This is a genomic window from Candidatus Liberibacter americanus str. Sao Paulo (assembly GCF_000496595.1).
In the GTDB taxonomy this organism is placed as follows: domain Bacteria; phylum Pseudomonadota; class Alphaproteobacteria; order Rhizobiales; family Rhizobiaceae; genus Liberibacter; species Liberibacter americanus.
Genome location: NC_022793.1, coordinates 772046 through 787835 on the forward strand (window position 1 = coordinate 772046; position 15790 = coordinate 787835).

Consider the following 15790-nt stretch of genomic DNA (forward strand, 5'->3'; position numbering starts at 1 on the left):
ACTGAGGAAGGAATTTATAAATGGCTACAAAACAACAATTAGCAACAGCTAATATATTAGAGTTCAAAAAGCATGTTGAACTTGCTTTGCAACAAGAACAATCACAGCTTAGATCAACGGTAACAGAGACATCTACAGAAGGGGAGTCATCGGCTATAGTAGAGGTGTTTAAACCTACTGAGGCTCACGAGATTATCGGTGATATGCCAAACACCATATACAATGAAACTGACCAAGACAGAAGATGGATTAGTCAAAATCAATATGGTTGGGCGGAACGCATAGACCCGTTCGCTTCTCTTGATTCTGGGCTTAACCCGCTTCTCCCGTATGCTAAACTTGCTACATATGCGATGCATCGTAAGCAAGATGAAGCTATACTTAAAGGTATGTTAGGGGTGAATAAATACGGCAAGAACGCTGACAAACTAGAGTCGTTCCCTACGGATAATATCATACCTGCAGTTGACGGGGATGACTTTTTCCAAACTTTTATCGGACAACTTATTACTGCTAAAGCTATAATGAGGAAACGTTATATAGACGTTGATAGTGAACAAATATATGTTTTAGTTCCTTCTGATGTATGGGCATCGCTTTTTGCCTTAGAAAAAGCAACTAGTAAAGACTATGTTAACAGTGCTGCGTTGCAATCTGGTAAGATGGAAGCTTTCGCTGGGGTTTGGTTTATTAATATGGAAAAAGTCCCAGGTGATGATTTATTCCCATCAGGAACGCAATTTCCTAATTTAACTGATTCTAAGATTGAAAACGATAAAGGGAAATATAAAGCTATCTCTTCTGCTAAATTTGCCGATGATAAAATTAAGTATGTTCTTCCTATATATTGCAAATCCGCGGTTGTTTTCGCTCAAAGGAAAGCGATTGAGGTAAAACATTCGGAAGATCCAAGCAAATGGCATGCTCCACAGATTACTTTAACTGCTTCTTTCGGTGCAACTCGTGTAGAACCTGAGAAGATTTTAGGGATTGAGATTACTAAGAATTCGCTAAAGTACGTTCCTCATATCATTGAAAAAGCTTCTAAAAAGGAAAAAGCTTTCAAAAAAGATAATGAAACAGGGCAGAACGAGGCTTAATGAATAATTTAGAAGTTTGTAATTGGGCATTGTTGAAATTAGGGCAATGCCCAATAAATAGCCTTGAAGAGGAAGGGATAAAAGCTAAATATTGCAAGCTTTTACTACATCCTATTCACCGTAGTTTACTGCGTTCTTTTGCTTGGAATTTTGCGAAATATTCGGATGTTTTATCCCAATCACCTTCAACAAAGATTGATGAGATACGCTATGCTCTTCCTGAGAAATGTCTTAAAGTTATAAAAAGTTCTATTAAGGTGGAGTTAAATGAGGGTTATCTTGTTCCTAAAGACAAGACTACCACGCAACTTATTGTTGAATATGTTAAGGAAGTTCCGATATTCCAATGCGACGCTTTGTACCAAGAAGCACTTACATTAAAGCTAGCAAGCGAGCTTTGCCCTACTATACTTCCCGATGAACAATTACCGCGGTATTTAAAAGCTGAAAGCGAAAAAGTTTTAAAAACAGCTATTGAGATGGACGCTATAGAGATGTCTGATGATAGGGAGTATTAAATGGGTAATGTATCATGGACAAAACATTCGTTTGCTGCTGGGGAATTGTCGCATAAGATATGTCAATCTCGTAGTGATTTAAAGATACATTCTCAAGGGGTATCTAAGTGTCAAAACCTTATTCCTTTAAGCGTCGGGTCGTTGATTGCCCTCCCAGAATTGATAAAAGTTTCCGATTGCAAATTGCCTACCGACGCAAGTCGTATCATTCCTTTTAACCTTGTTAATGGCGTGTATGTTTTATGTGTTTTCGGAGAGCAAGAAGTAGTAATTCTTAATTTAGGCAGCGCAGAAAACTTGAAACCTCAAGAAGTTACAAGCATTAGAACGCCTTATCACTTTGGTGAAGCATCACAGTTAGAATTTGCGGTATTTGGTTCTCTTATGGTTTTAGTTCATAGAAGTCATCCCCCTTGTCAAATTCTATGTAAAGATGGGGTTTTTAGCTTTTCTGAAATGAAGTTTTTTCCGCCCCCTTGGTTAGCAGATAATGTTAAGGAAGGCATCGGGTATCAGGTAGATTTGAGCATAAAAAAGGCACAGGACGATTCTAAGCTTTTTGAGATATCCTCCGACTTTAAGTTATTTAGTGCTGATGATACGGGCAGATATTTACGTTTCGGGTGTTTACCTTCAGCTCGAAAATCTGATTTTAAATATCCTGAAAATTCTTTTATGGTTAGTGATGGCAAGGTATATCAAAGCAAGAAAGGCGGCTTATCTTCTGAAAATCCTTTTACCCAAAAAGAGGGTACGATTTATGCTAAGGATGGAGAGGTAACATGGATTGAGGTTGCGTCTTTTGGTATTAAAAATTCGAGTGAATCGGGCTCAAACTCCTTCTTTCATAAATCCCCATCCCTTCTTTCTCCTTACTTTATTTGGGGCGAAATAAAAGAAGTTTTTAACGACGGAAAAAAGGTACTAGTTCTTCCCAAATCAAAACATAGTTTTTTAAGCGGTGAAAAGGTCGTATCATGGAATTTTAGTGCTTGGACACGAAACAATGGTTACCCGCAACACGTGTCTTTTTATCAAAACCGATTAGTATTTTCTGGTGGTAAGGATGATGAGCTATCGGTGTATTTATCAAGTTATGATTCCTTCAATGATTTTTCGATTGATGGTGAATACGGGTGCTTTGATCTGAAGAAAGCGTTAACCATGGCGGTAACAGATACTTCGGTGAGTGAGATTAAGTGGCTTCATCCTTTCGGTGGCGGTATTCTCGTCGGGTGCGATACCTCTTTATGGTTATTGTCTATTAGTTACACTCAAGGGCTGTCTGTAGATTTTAGGCGTATATCTGGATCAGGTGTATATTCTTGCCCACCTGTCAGTGCTTCTGATTACCTATTTTTTGTGTATGGGGCGGGCAGACGGGTTAAAGCGGTTACTGGAAGCACCGAGCAAGGTTTTAAGTTTGTAGACCTATCCATTTTTGTCGATCATCTTTTTACCCATTCGATAAAAGGATTATCATATCAAGAAGAACCGTATTCGCTTCTTTGGGTATATTATGACTCACAGCCTTATATGTCAGGATGCCTATTTAATCCCGAAGAAGAAAACTTCGCATGGCATATTCATAATTTGGAGCCCGGGCAATATTTTAAATCTTTAGCATCTTTTCCAAGCGAAAAGCACGGCGATACTTCGGTTTGGATATTGACTGAGGTATGTAATGAAGAAGGAAATTGTCGTCCGCAATTAGGGCGATTAGGTATTTTTACTTCTGAGGAGACGCGATAATGGGTTTTTGGTCTTGGGCTGGGAATATCGCTAAAGGCGTAATTTTAGGTGCAACTGTAGCTGTAGGTACGGCTGTAGCTACAGCTGCGTTAGCGGTTGCTGCTCCTGCTTGGGTGCCTGCCGCTGTAGCTACCGCGTTAGGTACTGGTGCCTTGGTAGGTTCTGCGGTGGGACTTACTACATATATCAAAGATCAGACTAAAGATGAAATTAAGGAGTCTAACGAGCGTATTGCAGAACGTGTTAAATTCTTAGTGCAACTAAATGATACCGAGGCACGCGGTGATTTAGAGCAGTTAACAAAACTATGTGCAGAAGTTGAAAAGAAGCAAAATAAGCTTCGAACTGATACCATACCTAAAGGAGAAGAAGTCAAAACCATCAAATCTATTCAAGATGGTATTAGGGATTTGAGAGAAGGTTTAATAGCGTGGATATCTCCAGAAAACCCTCACAAGAACAATTATAAACGGTCAATATCTTTACTTTGGGATAGGGTACAACGAGTAGGTGAAGACCACGAAAAAACAATTGTTAATGGATTAGTTCCTACTGTTGCACAGTTGCACCGACAACTGGAGGATAAGGTAAAAGCCTTCATAGCCCTTAAGAAGGAAGCAGGGATTGAATTTTCAGAGGAAGGAGAAAAACTTCTCAAGCAGGTTAGCCAAGAAGTGCCAGCCGCTGAAGCAGACGCTTTACACCGAGTCGTAAAGGCAACAAATGAAGCTAGCGGATTTCTGAATAGTGTTAAGGATAATATTGAAAAATCAAAACAATATGTAAAGGAAAAGAATTTCCAAGAAGCTAAAAAGTATCAAGAAGAGGCTGAGAAAGCTAAGGCTAAGACAAATAGCAAGATATCTCAGTTAGAAGGGCTTGTTGCTACATTACCTGAGAATGTGTCGCCTTCTGCATTTGCCAACCTTTCTAAATTGCATTTTAACTCTGTTAGTCTTCAAAATAATGTTGATAGCAATATCCCTTACATTTTGCGTTTGGAAATGGATTTGAAGGCAGAAAAACGTAAGCGGTTGTCTCTCGAGTGGAATTTCAAGTACATAAACAAAAAATCCCATAAATTGATAGACAAAATCAACTTTTATTATAACAAGTACCGTGAATATACTGAGAAAAGGGAAACCGCCGATGCTCTACATAACGCGAAGTATGCAGAGGGTTATTTGCGGGTATTAGCTCACTGGATGTCTAGAGAGGAGGGAAAGGAATATTGGAATCCAGATTCAGGTTTGATCATGGATACTTATACAACCATTGATATAGCAGCATGGTTTGGTAAAAATATCGGTTTATTTGGTTTAGGTACGGATACCCATAATATTAGACAGACGGTAGCTGAATTATCGCCTAAAGTACTTACAGCAGTTCAGTTAGCACACCTAGATCATGAAGCACGTTTTAAGGGGGAGCAAAAAATAGCTTACCAAGCCTCGTGCACCATGGCTGCAACAATAGCTAATATAGATAAGGTGACGAATGAAGCTAGAACGGCGAGAGCTGAGAAACAAAAAGAAGAAAAGCAACGTCTAGAAGAAAAGCAACGTCTAGAAGAACAACAAGCAAGGATAAAGGCCGATCAGCAACGTCTAGAAGAAGAGCAAGCAAGGATAAAGGCTGAACAGCAACGTCTAGAAGAAAAGAGAAAAAGAGAAGCCGAAAAGCAACGTCTAGAAGAAAAGCAACGTCTAGAAGAAAAGAAAAAAGAAGAGTTTGAGAAGAAACGTTTAGAACACATCAATGAACTAACATTAAAACTGCCAGAAGCTCAAGCAGATAATCGCTTTTCTTCTATTTCTAATAAGGGTTCACCTAGTGCTAAAACAGAGATTGCACCTGAGAAAGTACCCGAGAAAGCCACATCCGAGCAGGTTGGGATTGGGGAGACTAATTTTACAGGTCGTAAAAGGTCATTACTGGAAATGGGGGAGGAAAAGAGGCAGAGGTTAGAGGAGTTAGAAAAAGATATAGCAGAACGTAAAAAAGAATTTAAGGTGTTACTATCTAAAATTCGTGAAACATATGAGGGATGGAGTGCTTTATCTGATGAGGATGTAAAGCGTAAGTTTACCGAGTACGCAGATCGGTTTTTCACGGTATATTCGCATATTGACGGTAGTTTTAAAGGTTCTGGTAAGGCTTTAAATAATCTTGAAGAATTACTTAAAAAAGATGAGATTTTCAATTTTGTAGTTCATAACTTTTTATTGGAATATGCCCCATTAAACATGGTAAGTGCTATCCAATCGCCAAATAAGGCTGAGGATAAGCTTGATACTCTTTATCGAAAATGCCTTGAAAATCTTAGAAAAAATAACGGATATATTAAGGAATTATCAGCTCTTACCGCTAAGGGCAAAGCTTCAATTGCTAGTCATGAATTTGAGGTTTTATTAAATAAGCAAAAATCTGTAGCAGTTGGGCTTAGTAACTTTCTTAAAGAAATTAACTATATATGTAAGCAGTTACCCGAAAACAGCGATGTTTTGGCTAATTCGAAAACATACATAAGCAAAATACGTTCAGAACTTCAAAAACTTAACGAAAAGCTTGAGGCTAACCATAATCAATTACGACTTTATGGTTTTGTGTTTGATGATATTTCAGTTGCTAAATTTGCAATTATAGAGGGTAGCGAGGAACTTTTAAAAGAGGATTATACATTCCCGCCTTTATCAAGTTCGTCATCAGATTTTAGGAGTAAGCTGAGTTATGATGCATTGTTCGATATCTTTATTTGGGATTTCCGAGAAAATATTGATAACCGTATACAAAAAGCTAAATTAGATGAATTTAAAAACGGTCATTCTTTATCAGAGTTAATACAAACATATAGAAACAAGTTCAAGGAATACAAAACCGAAGAACAACGGATTGATATTGATGCGGAATGTAGGACTACACTACAACGTCACGAAGACACTCTTAAAGAGTATTTAGAACAAGAGCTTAAGTCTATAGATTCAGCAATAGAAAACCAAGGGAAAGAACCTAATTCAGAAGCTGCAATTAAGCTTCTTAAACGGGCAAAAAATAAAATCAATTCTATAAAGTCTAATGTGTCTATAAATAACTTTGATAAATCAAAGGAAGAATGGATAAAAGTTATTGAGGATAAGGACTTTAATCTTGAACAGTATTACCCAGACCCAGTTATACCTACTTGGTTATCAGTAAACAAAGATGTACTCCGTCTTCGTTCAATTTCCCAAGTTAGCAAGATTATAAACAAAGATGCAGGCGACCCTTCTTTAGCACTTGATGATAAGAGTATTGACTTTAAATCAACTGTAGGTGACGCGGATTTAGATAAAAGGTTTAAAGAGTTAACTAGTTGGCTGGGTTGGGTAAAAGTACCACCTGCTAAAAGGGTAGAACCTGTTATTACAGAATATACTAAACCCACCGTTAACAGCGACAGAAATGCACAACAATCTAGAGACGTCATTGAAAATGAACAAAGAAAAATAGCAGCAAAAGCTGCAGTTGAAGCTCATATAAGGAAAACAGGTGCTTTCCCAGCTCAAGGCATATCATCGTTTCGATGTGTTCATATCCCTTGTATGGATACAGGGGATGCCTTTAAAAATACAATAGGCAAGAAGCGTCGTATTTATAAGGTTGTGGTGCGGGTGATTAATACAGCTGATATCGAAATAGGTATTAAAGGATTTCCGCTTATTACTTTGGAAGAGTTAAGAGGTACTCCTAAGACTGGAGAATTTGAGGTTTTAGTTCCTTCCGACACTGTATTGCATCCAGAGATAATTATACAACAAAAGACAAATGCTCCTTTTTGCCTTACTTCACTTACCGCTCATATGCAAATAGAGAATTAAAGATATGATAGACAAAATGTCAAAAATTATTAAGGAAAATCCCAAGGAGGCAGCCAAGATAGGTATAGGGGTAGCAAGTACTGCAGCGAGTTTTTTTTCCACATCAAAAGAAGGGGAATCTAAGAGGGAATCAGATGAGTACCGAGTATCTTTAGCCGAGGAGAATGCAAAAAGAGCGGATATGCTCTATTTACATAGAGAAGAGCAAGCGAGGAAAGAGGGTATTTTGGATGCGGGAGCTTTTCACATGGGTGCTGCCTTATCAGGTTTATCAGGTGCTAGTCTTTCTATGTGGGTAGGTCAGCGTTATCTAGATTCTTATAGAAACGTTATTAACGCTCGAACTTCCAGAGAACAAACGGTTAGTAGATTTATGAAAGAGGCGAATTGGCATAGAGAGAATAAGCAAGCAACAGAACATAGCACAGAATGGAGTAAAGCGGCTACATTGCTAACAGGTTTGTCTTCAATGGTAGCACCTGCATACGAACTTTACAACGTATGGAGCAAAAAGTAAAATGGTTGAATTGAATATTAAAAAACCCTTAATAGACCCAGTAGCTCCTGATAAAGACGCAGTAAGAGACGCGGTTAATCCGTTAAAAGGCTTGCAAGACGTTTCAAACTCTTTAAGTCAATTGGCAAAAGAATTTGAAGATTTGCAACAAGCTACCGCTTATGCTGACGCTAGTACTAAGTATGTTCTTATTTCTGCCGAAGCACAAACAGAATTTATGAACCATTTAAATACTATTGATACAACTGACCCAAAACAAATAGGGGATCACGGTAAGAAATTTATTAACGGACATTTAAATCAAAAATACACTAAATTTCTAGAAGGTATCCCAAATAGACAGATACGTCAGCATTTTACGACTAACGTAAGCCACGCATTACTTAATTTTCATAAAGACGCGTTAACTATGCAAATAGGGGCTGTCAGTTTAGCCCAGGATGATAACATAAATAAGGTTGTAAATAGTCTCAGCGATGGTTTCAAGCGGGATGCATCAAATGCTAATTTAGCATCATCGAAAGAAAAAATATCATCTCAGATATGGTCTTTACCTCTTAGTCCTTTAGATAAACAAAAAAAGATAAATCACGCTTTTAATAGTCTTTATAGAGAACAAGTTATACAGCAATACCGCAAATCCCCAGAGGTATTTGGGAATGCGTTATCGGCGGTATATAAAGGTCAAAGTACGCCGTCGGATAACGGGTCTTTATCTGCTCTTGTTGAGTCATCAGGGACTCGTGAGATTCAGGTTGAAGATGACCAGAATATCAAACTTGAAGGATGGAATAACCTAGATCCGACAGAACGTAGGGCATTGCTAAATCATTTAGTCAGTGAAGATAACAAAGCGAACAGTAAGAAAAGAACAGACATGAACGCTGTTATTAAAACCCGTGATAGTATGTATAAACAAGGCAAGCGACCTGATGAAAAACTATCATTAGAGGATTTGACGAATATATACGGTGTTGAGAAAGGTTTTGAGATCCGAGATTTAGACGAATTTAAGTATAATATCACCCCTGACGTGGCTAAAGTTCGTTTGATGAATGAGACGGATTATGCCCATTTTAAAGAAAAAGCTAACTCAGATATTGTGAATGCTGATTTATCAGTTGGAGGGTTATTTAAGGCTCAGACATATCTTAATGACATTGATAAAGCTCATATTAATTCAATGAAGGAATTACGTGAGGATCCTATCAAGTGGGGGATAGAAAATAAACAGATTGACCCGCTTAAATTCGACACACCTGAAAATCTAGCTATAAGCTTATCCCAACGTTCTACTTTCGCCAAAAAAGTTGAAAAGGAACACGGATTATCTAGTCCATTCTTTAACGCTGGTGAGGAGAAACTACTACGTGACCAACTAGTGAGGAAACCTAGTTATGAAACGATAAAGATGTATCAAAATGCCCTTCGGACTTTATCAGATGAAGATAAAGACAAAGCTATAACTGGTTTTTCTAAAATACAAGATAAAGCTGTTTCAAATGTTGCTACTTTAAGTAGTGAATTTTCTACTGAGGCTGAAACAGTGGCTAATTATATCATTTTAGGAGTGAAACACCGCAAGGATGTTGAAGCAGTTTTAACACCAAAGGGACAATCAATTGCCGATGTCAAGGATACCGTTACTGTCGCCATACAAAATATGTTTGGAAAATTATACATTAATAACGATGATGCCAATTTTAATAAAGATGTTGAAGCTATGACGTTATATCTTTATGGCAAGCACCATGCTGGTGAGATTAGCAGTATAACTAAAAGTACTGTAAATGATAATTTGAAAGCCGTATACGGTAATGAGCCAACTTATATTAAAGATAGTACGGTTTTAGCCCCCAGAGGAATGAAGCATAGGGATTTTAAAGACCGTTTATATGGGGGGACGATGGAAGAAGTTAAAAAAGCGGGTTTAAATACAATTAACGCCCACATGGCTAATTACCGTATGTTAGGTAGTGGAAAATACCAAGTGCTCAGACACAATAATCCTATATTCAGTGATAAAGGCGAACCTGTTGTTGTTGATGTACATAAGATTACACTAGACCAATTACGCAAGGCACGCGAGGAACGCGAGGAACGTAAACAATATAAAAAGCTGGTAAATACAACTATACATAATATAGGCATACCAGACACCAGGGATATTATTGATTAACACTCGCATAAGTAGTAAATAGGAGGTAATTGTGTTATTATAAGGATAAAAATTAGATGAATAAGTTAAGAAAAATTGTTTTAATGTTTATATGTTTTATCCCCTTTAACTCTTGGGCACTTAGAACAGCTAGGATAACGCCTCGGCCTCACTACACAGGCGGTGGAGGTGGTAAAAGTCTCGCTGATTTTCCCTACATCATTCCTGTTATGTTATTTCTTATATTTGTTGTGATTGCGGATATGATAAGGGTAACTTTAAAAGCTAAAAAATCGGGGGAAAAATATGAATTGGCCAGGGAAGAAATTGAAGAATTCATTGTAATTATTGCGTTGATGCCGATTATCTCATTAGGTTGTGCCTTATTTACTGGAAATTTCTTTGTGTTTATGACGTTTCTTATTTTTTTTACCATTATGAGTTTTATGTGTCTAATTGCAAGCCCCTATCATATGGACTTGGTGTTAAGTAAGATTGGATTTAAAGTACCCAATTACTTTTTATGGGCAAGCACAACACGCCTACTTTTCCTTTATATTCTTTTGATCATCTTTATCCTAATTATATGTGGGATGAAATAAAGTGCTACTTTTTATATCAAGTGAAGAAATGCGTAATGAGATGTTGGAAAAGTCTAGAAACACTCCTTATCATCCTCCTCCCAAACCTGGTTTTTTCGACGGTTCAGGAACAGAAATTGCAAATATTCCGTTCCGTATGTATGATAAGTTGAGATCACCTTTTACCGATGATGAGGATTTAGGGTATCGTTCAGATCCTGAGACTCAGGGGACATTGGCTGGTGTTATTGAGAGTGTATCAAGTGCGGCTCCTATTGCGGTTGGAACCTTGGCTGGAACGTATGTAATGAGTGCGGCTTTAGCTTTATTTCCTGCTACCGCACCTGTAGGATGGGCGGCTTTCGCACTCAGATGGGCTCCCCTAGTATTGGGCGGGGGAGCATACGGTTGGGCATCTGACAGCAAAGAAACTTCAAAACTCCTTCAAACCCAAGGAGTTGATAAAGAGACCGCTGATACAGTGGGTAATTGGTCTGGTTTTGTGAATACGGCTTCTATGATAACTCCTGCAACTTTGAGTACGAAGACGCTTGCGAAGATAAAGCTATTGGGTACGGGAGCTCCTACTAAGTTAGCTTTGGGGAGTATTTTTAGTGTCGGATCAGGGGGATCCAACAGGTATTTAACATCAAAAACTCTCGAAGACAACGGCTATCATGACATGGCGGAACGATATAAACCAATTGATTGGGAGACTATAAGTCTTGATGCGATGACGGGGTTATTATTTAGTGCATTGCATACTAAGGAGATAAAGAATTTCGGGAGGCAAACGGGCAGTATTTTAAGTGATTTGAGAGATGGTATTAGTGAACGATGGTATTATAAATTTGTTAACCGAGATAGTAGCCCTGTTTTACACACAACTCCAAAAGCTCATAACGACCATTTAGATTTAATAGCAAAAGGGACAAATGACATATTACAAGGTAAAATCCCAGAGTTTGATGATGTGAAATTACGTAGTGTTGCCGAAAACTCAATTGAAGATATGGGCTTTAAATCTAATATGCCTATCAGTGAACCGCAACCAGTCAGGAAAAATACAACAGAAACCACAAAACAACCACAAAAAACTATTACTCAACAGCCACAAAAGAAATTTACGGATATCGACGAACATGCTTCACAACGTTATAGCGAATTGGAAACAAAACATCCTGAATTAGCACAGGAGGTTCACGAGAATTTACGAGAAATTATTGATAATCACACAATCGTTAAAAATAACCGATTGTACCAAGTGGCTATAGACTGTTTTTTGAGGGTTGGAAGATAAAATGAAACCAGAATGCATACAAGCTATTAACAAATCAGCAGGTAAAGTTTTATCAGATAGCGAACTTAATAAACTAGAAACAGACATAATACGTCATCTTCAAGATATTCCGTCTGATGGTTTATCGAAAGCGGAACGTTACCGTTTGGCAGGCGAAAAAGCCCATAAGTCACGGATATCAGAGACGGCTAAACTACTCCATGACCATATTGATGAAATGTATAAAAGACAGAATATATTGAATGATATTAACACTGTTGAGGCTGGAATACATGGTAAAAGTCAGGCTTTTTTCCAAAAGTTATTTCATCAAGCGGGGTCTAGTGAGGTTCCTTTAGAACATAAAATGGATAAGCACTATAAGAGTACTATAGCACCATTAGAAAAACACCGAACAAGTAGTATTTTTATAATGGATAAACAGTATAATAAAGATGTTATATCCGAGTTATTAGGAGAGGAAACTGGCAATTCTAAAGCGTCTGCTTTAGCTAGGACGTATGAACAAATAAATAAAGATAAACACCGTGAGGCGATTGAGGCGGGCATTGGATACAACTATCGTAAAAATCGCGTTCCCCAAGTGATGGATTCAACCAAGTTAAGCACAACAACAGAAGTAGACTTTGTAAAGTCGATGTTGCAATTAGTTGATAGAGATAAATATAAAAACCCAGATGGAACGTTATATTCTGATGAAAAACTATCATCGCATTTTCGCCATTCCTTTAGGGAGGTTTTAGGGGAAGAAAGTAGCCATATTAACTTTGGTAGCAAAATAGGTAAAAAGCGTACTTATGAGAGAGAATTTCATTTCAAGGATGCAGACGCTCATATTGAATTTATGGAGAAATTCGGAATTGGTGCTAATGTAGGTGAATTATTAGCAACAGATATCAAGTCTTTATCTAAAGATATTGTTATTGCCCGAGAATTAGGGGTTAACGCCGATGATTTTGTCCGCAAAACCATGAAGAAACTTATAGCAGAAGACGCCATAGCATCAGCTGGAAAAGATAATTCCTTTAGTTCAAAACTGGGCATATCCCCACTCCAGATGCGTGAAAGATATTTTAATAACATGTGGGACGTGATGATACACGGTTCTCGACCTGATAATGAATTTTGGGCGAATATTGGTGCGGGTATTCGTTCCTATACGCATACGCTGAAGTTAGGGCAGCACGCCATAGCATCTGCTATTGAAGATCCCCGCATTAGTATGGATATGCTATCTCGTATAGGAATAGATAAAGCGGAAATATCCCGTATTAAAAAGTTACCACTATCAAAGAGAAAAGAGATGCTCAGTGATATCAGTTTATTTGCTGATGGGGTTATTGCAGACGGGCGTTTGATGTCCGAAGGGTTATCTGATGCGTATAGACTGGGTCATAAGATGTCATCAGCAATGCATAAAGCATCAGGGGTAAAATGGCATGATGAACGTACGATATCTACGCATGCTTTGGTTGTGTATAATCAGATAGGTCGTCAGGTAGAAAAGTACGCTTCTCTTAAAGATTTAATGAGTGATAAAGGCCTTGATGAAGGTGTTAAATTGTTCTTTAAACTATTAGATGATACGGACTTTCAAGTTCTCAAAAAAACGAAGACTACTACGGGTTCTCATGGTGATTTAAGCCTTAAAAGTCTTAAAGATATTCGTAATATACCTGATAACGAGTTAGAGGGCTTAGTGGCTAAATTATCAGAGGAGAAAACCAAGCACCTTGATTTGCGGATACAAGAGATTGAAGAGCAGAGAGCTACTAGAATTGCAAATGAGACAAAAAAGCTTCAACAAAATCTTGATAACAAGTTGTCTTTGGAGCTACAAAAGTTATCAAGTTTAGAAAAAGGTGTTGTTGAAAAAGATCAAAAACTCCGTGAAGTGCGACAAACTCTTATAAAACAGCTAGAAGAAGCTGATAAGAATATTAAAAATGACAGTAATATACAGCATAAAAACCTAGATAAACAATCCAAAAAATTAGCAAATCTCAAGTTAGATGTTAAAGATATTGAACAGCGAATAACAAAGCTTAAATCAGATAAGGAAATTTTACCTAAGTATATCGCTGATATCAAAACAGATCAATTACGGAAAGAACGTATAAAACTTCGTTCAACTAAAATTGATAACGAAATTAAACATTTAAATAAACAAATAACTGATAATTATAAAACTGTTAAAGGCCTTGAAGTTATTATAAAAAAAGGCATTGCAATTCCTCCAACTCTTAATAGAGAAAGGAAATTAATAGCACAAAAACTTGCGAATGTTGAATCCGCGGAATTTAGGAATAAAACACTTAGCGGTGCTAGGTCTAAAGTTTTTGAACAAGAGAAATATATAAAAGGATTAAAAGACGAATTTAGTTATGCCCAAAAAGGTTTTTCATCAGAACTCAATAGTTATTTAGCTGGAGAGCAGCAACAGCTTAAAAACCGATTAACAGAGATAAGAAGTGTTGAAACGAGCGTTCTTAAAGACAGAGTTGTCGATAAGATTGGTGCACTTGTTATTTCTAATCTTCATACGTCTGTTAAAGGTGCTATGGATTTGACGTTATTAGATAAACAGAGATTAGGGCTTCTAACGTACAAGTCGGGTACTATTGTAGGTGAATTATTGAGGATGTTTATGCAGTTTTCTTCTACACCTACATCAATGGCTTATACATATTTGTGGGATTTGCCCAACTCTGCAAAGGCGCCTAAAGGTTCAAGTATGAAATTGAATTTAGGGAAAATAAACGACGTTAGACTTAAGTATGCTACAAACATGATATTAGCGGGAATAATTACTAGTGCTATTAAAATATTAATCAAGGGGGAAGACCCCACCGTAACAGGGGCTATATTTGAGGGAGTAATAAACAATGGTTCTTTAGTGCCTTATCATAATATCATCACTTCATTGGTTAATAAAGAACTAGGGGCTGTTGATAGCACGATAAGGTCTGTAGGTAAAGCTGGGTATAAAGCGTTTACTGGAGCTGATGATACAGCAGAACATGTTATTAAAGCCTTTCGAGAAATTACACCGTTTACCCGTTTATGGTACGTGAAAAACTCCGTAGACCATATCATAATAAATCAATTAATAGAATATTTTAATCCTGGATATTTAGCCAAAAAGCAAAGACAACTAGAAAGAAAAGGCATATCGTTTTTCCAAGATATGGACGAATTGACACCGTTTAATCGCGTGCCAAACCTGAAGTTAAGTAGGGAAGTTGAATAATGGCTAAAAAACAAGAATTTGTTACATTAGAAAAGTTCTCAGATTTTGAAGCTTCTGTAGTTAAAAATCAAAAAGACATATCTAAACAATACGTCACTAGAGAAGAATTTTTAAGTCTTCAATCTTCCATATCTAAACATCAAGAGGGTCTAGAAGAGATATTGCGTATTCTTAATACGACAAAGGGTATATTTTATTCTCTTAAAGTTATCGGTATAATAGCTAGTTCCATAACTGCTGTAATATACTTTTTTAAAAGCATTAAAGGGGGGTTTAAGGCATGATATCATCGTTTTTAGCAGGAGGTATATTTAGGTTTTTACTTCGATTTGTTCCCTCAAGTTTTGAGAAGATAGTAGATGTTGTATCTGAATATATGATGCAGAAACAGTCTATAGAATATGACAAGATGAAGTTAGAATTAGCCCAAATAAACAGTTCTACTCAAATAGATCTTGCGGAGATTAAATACGGCATTGAAGAGTTAAAAGCTGATAAACCTATAAGATTAGCTAAGATTAAAGCTCAACAAGCCAAAAGTGGCATTAATTGGATTGACGGTTTTAACTCTTTAGTGCGTCCTATAACAACGCTTTTTTGGATTATAGTTTATCCGTTATTAGTTTGGTGGAGTGTGAAAGAGGGCATATTTGATAAAAGCCCCCTTTCGGTTTTAACCGCTTTTGAACAAGAAATTATCGCCTGCATCTTAGGCTTTTGGTATACTGATAAAATAGTCCAGAAGAGGCGGGGTTAA

Annotated in this window: 11 protein-coding genes; all 11 read left to right on the forward strand. The window is 37.2% G+C overall.

All coding sequences use genetic code 11. The features are described from left to right. The first annotated feature begins 20 nt into the window (after window positions 1–20). Genes LAM_RS03290 through LAM_RS03345 form a run of 11 tightly spaced genes read left to right on the forward strand, consistent with a single transcriptional unit; the run spans window position 21 to window position 15790 of the window. The gene (locus LAM_RS03290; protein WP_007557542.1) at window positions 21–1100 is read left to right on the forward strand and encodes a phage capsid protein; all 1080 of its coding nucleotides are present in this window, start codon (window positions 21–23) and stop codon (window positions 1098–1100) included. Continuing rightward, the gene (locus LAM_RS03295) at window positions 1100–1618 is read left to right on the forward strand and encodes a phage connector family protein (RefSeq protein ID WP_007557541.1); all 519 of its coding nucleotides are present in this window, start codon (window positions 1100–1102) and stop codon (window positions 1616–1618) included. The genes LAM_RS03290 and LAM_RS03295 overlap by 1 nt, the downstream gene beginning before the upstream one ends. Next, window positions 1619–3370 (forward strand): phage tail protein, encoded by a 1752-nt coding sequence (locus tag LAM_RS03300; protein WP_007557539.1) that lies wholly within the window; start codon window positions 1619–1621, stop codon window positions 3368–3370. It abuts the gene before it with no gap. Continuing rightward, window positions 3370–7227 (forward strand): MAP7 domain-containing protein, encoded by a 3858-nt coding sequence (locus LAM_RS05165; RefSeq protein ID WP_023466324.1) that lies wholly within the window; start codon window positions 3370–3372, stop codon window positions 7225–7227. Before LAM_RS03300 ends, LAM_RS05165 begins: the two co-directional genes overlap by 1 nt. A 4-nt stretch (window positions 7228–7231) precedes the next feature. Next, the gene (locus LAM_RS03310) at window positions 7232–7744 is read left to right on the forward strand and encodes a hypothetical protein (protein WP_007557561.1); all 513 of its coding nucleotides are present in this window, start codon (window positions 7232–7234) and stop codon (window positions 7742–7744) included. A 1-nt stretch (window position 7745) separates the two neighbouring features. Continuing rightward, complete coding sequence (locus tag LAM_RS03315) at window positions 7746–9923, forward strand: hypothetical protein (protein WP_007557562.1); 2178 nt, start codon at window positions 7746–7748, stop codon at window positions 9921–9923. A 56-nt stretch (window positions 9924–9979) separates the two neighbouring features. Then, the gene (locus tag LAM_RS03320; protein WP_007557563.1) at window positions 9980–10504 is read left to right on the forward strand and encodes a hypothetical protein; all 525 of its coding nucleotides are present in this window, start codon (window positions 9980–9982) and stop codon (window positions 10502–10504) included. Window position 10505: 1 nt separating this feature from the next. Beyond that, window positions 10506–11783, forward strand: a complete 1278-nt coding sequence (locus LAM_RS03325; RefSeq protein ID WP_007557564.1) for a hypothetical protein — start codon at window positions 10506–10508, stop codon at window positions 11781–11783. Between the two features lies 1 nt (window position 11784). Further along, the gene (locus LAM_RS05170; protein WP_023466326.1) at window positions 11785–15033 is read left to right on the forward strand and encodes a hypothetical protein; all 3249 of its coding nucleotides are present in this window, start codon (window positions 11785–11787) and stop codon (window positions 15031–15033) included. Further along, the gene (locus LAM_RS03340; protein ID WP_023466327.1) at window positions 15033–15317 is read left to right on the forward strand and encodes a hypothetical protein; all 285 of its coding nucleotides are present in this window, start codon (window positions 15033–15035) and stop codon (window positions 15315–15317) included. The genes LAM_RS05170 and LAM_RS03340 overlap by 1 nt, the downstream gene beginning before the upstream one ends. Further along, a complete protein-coding gene (locus LAM_RS03345) occupies window positions 15314–15790 on the forward strand; it encodes a hypothetical protein (RefSeq protein ID WP_023466328.1) in 477 nt (158 codons plus the stop codon). The genes LAM_RS03340 and LAM_RS03345 overlap by 4 nt, the downstream gene beginning before the upstream one ends.

Excerpts from the sequence above, each read along its gene's own strand:
- LAM_RS03300 (WP_007557539.1), top strand. The coding sequence starts at position 1,619 with ATGGGTAATGTATCATGGACAAAACATTCGTTTGCTGCTGGGGAATTG.
- LAM_RS03290 (WP_007557542.1), top strand. The coding sequence starts at position 21 with ATGGCTACAAAACAACAATTAGCAACAGCTAATATATTAGAGTTCAAA.
- LAM_RS03340 (WP_023466327.1), top strand. The coding sequence starts at position 15,033 with ATGGCTAAAAAACAAGAATTTGTTACATTAGAAAAGTTCTCAGATTTT.
- LAM_RS03310 (WP_007557561.1), top strand. The coding sequence starts at position 7,232 with ATGATAGACAAAATGTCAAAAATTATTAAGGAAAATCCCAAGGAGGCA.
- LAM_RS05165 (WP_023466324.1), top strand. The coding sequence starts at position 3,370 with ATGGGTTTTTGGTCTTGGGCTGGGAATATCGCTAAAGGCGTAATTTTA.
- LAM_RS03345 (WP_023466328.1), top strand. The coding sequence starts at position 15,314 with ATGATATCATCGTTTTTAGCAGGAGGTATATTTAGGTTTTTACTTCGA.
- LAM_RS03315 (WP_007557562.1), top strand. The coding sequence starts at position 7,746 with ATGGTTGAATTGAATATTAAAAAACCCTTAATAGACCCAGTAGCTCCT.
- LAM_RS03295 (WP_007557541.1), top strand. The coding sequence starts at position 1,100 with ATGAATAATTTAGAAGTTTGTAATTGGGCATTGTTGAAATTAGGGCAA.
- LAM_RS05170 (WP_023466326.1), top strand. The coding sequence starts at position 11,785 with ATGAAACCAGAATGCATACAAGCTATTAACAAATCAGCAGGTAAAGTT.
- LAM_RS03320 (WP_007557563.1), top strand. The coding sequence starts at position 9,980 with ATGAATAAGTTAAGAAAAATTGTTTTAATGTTTATATGTTTTATCCCC.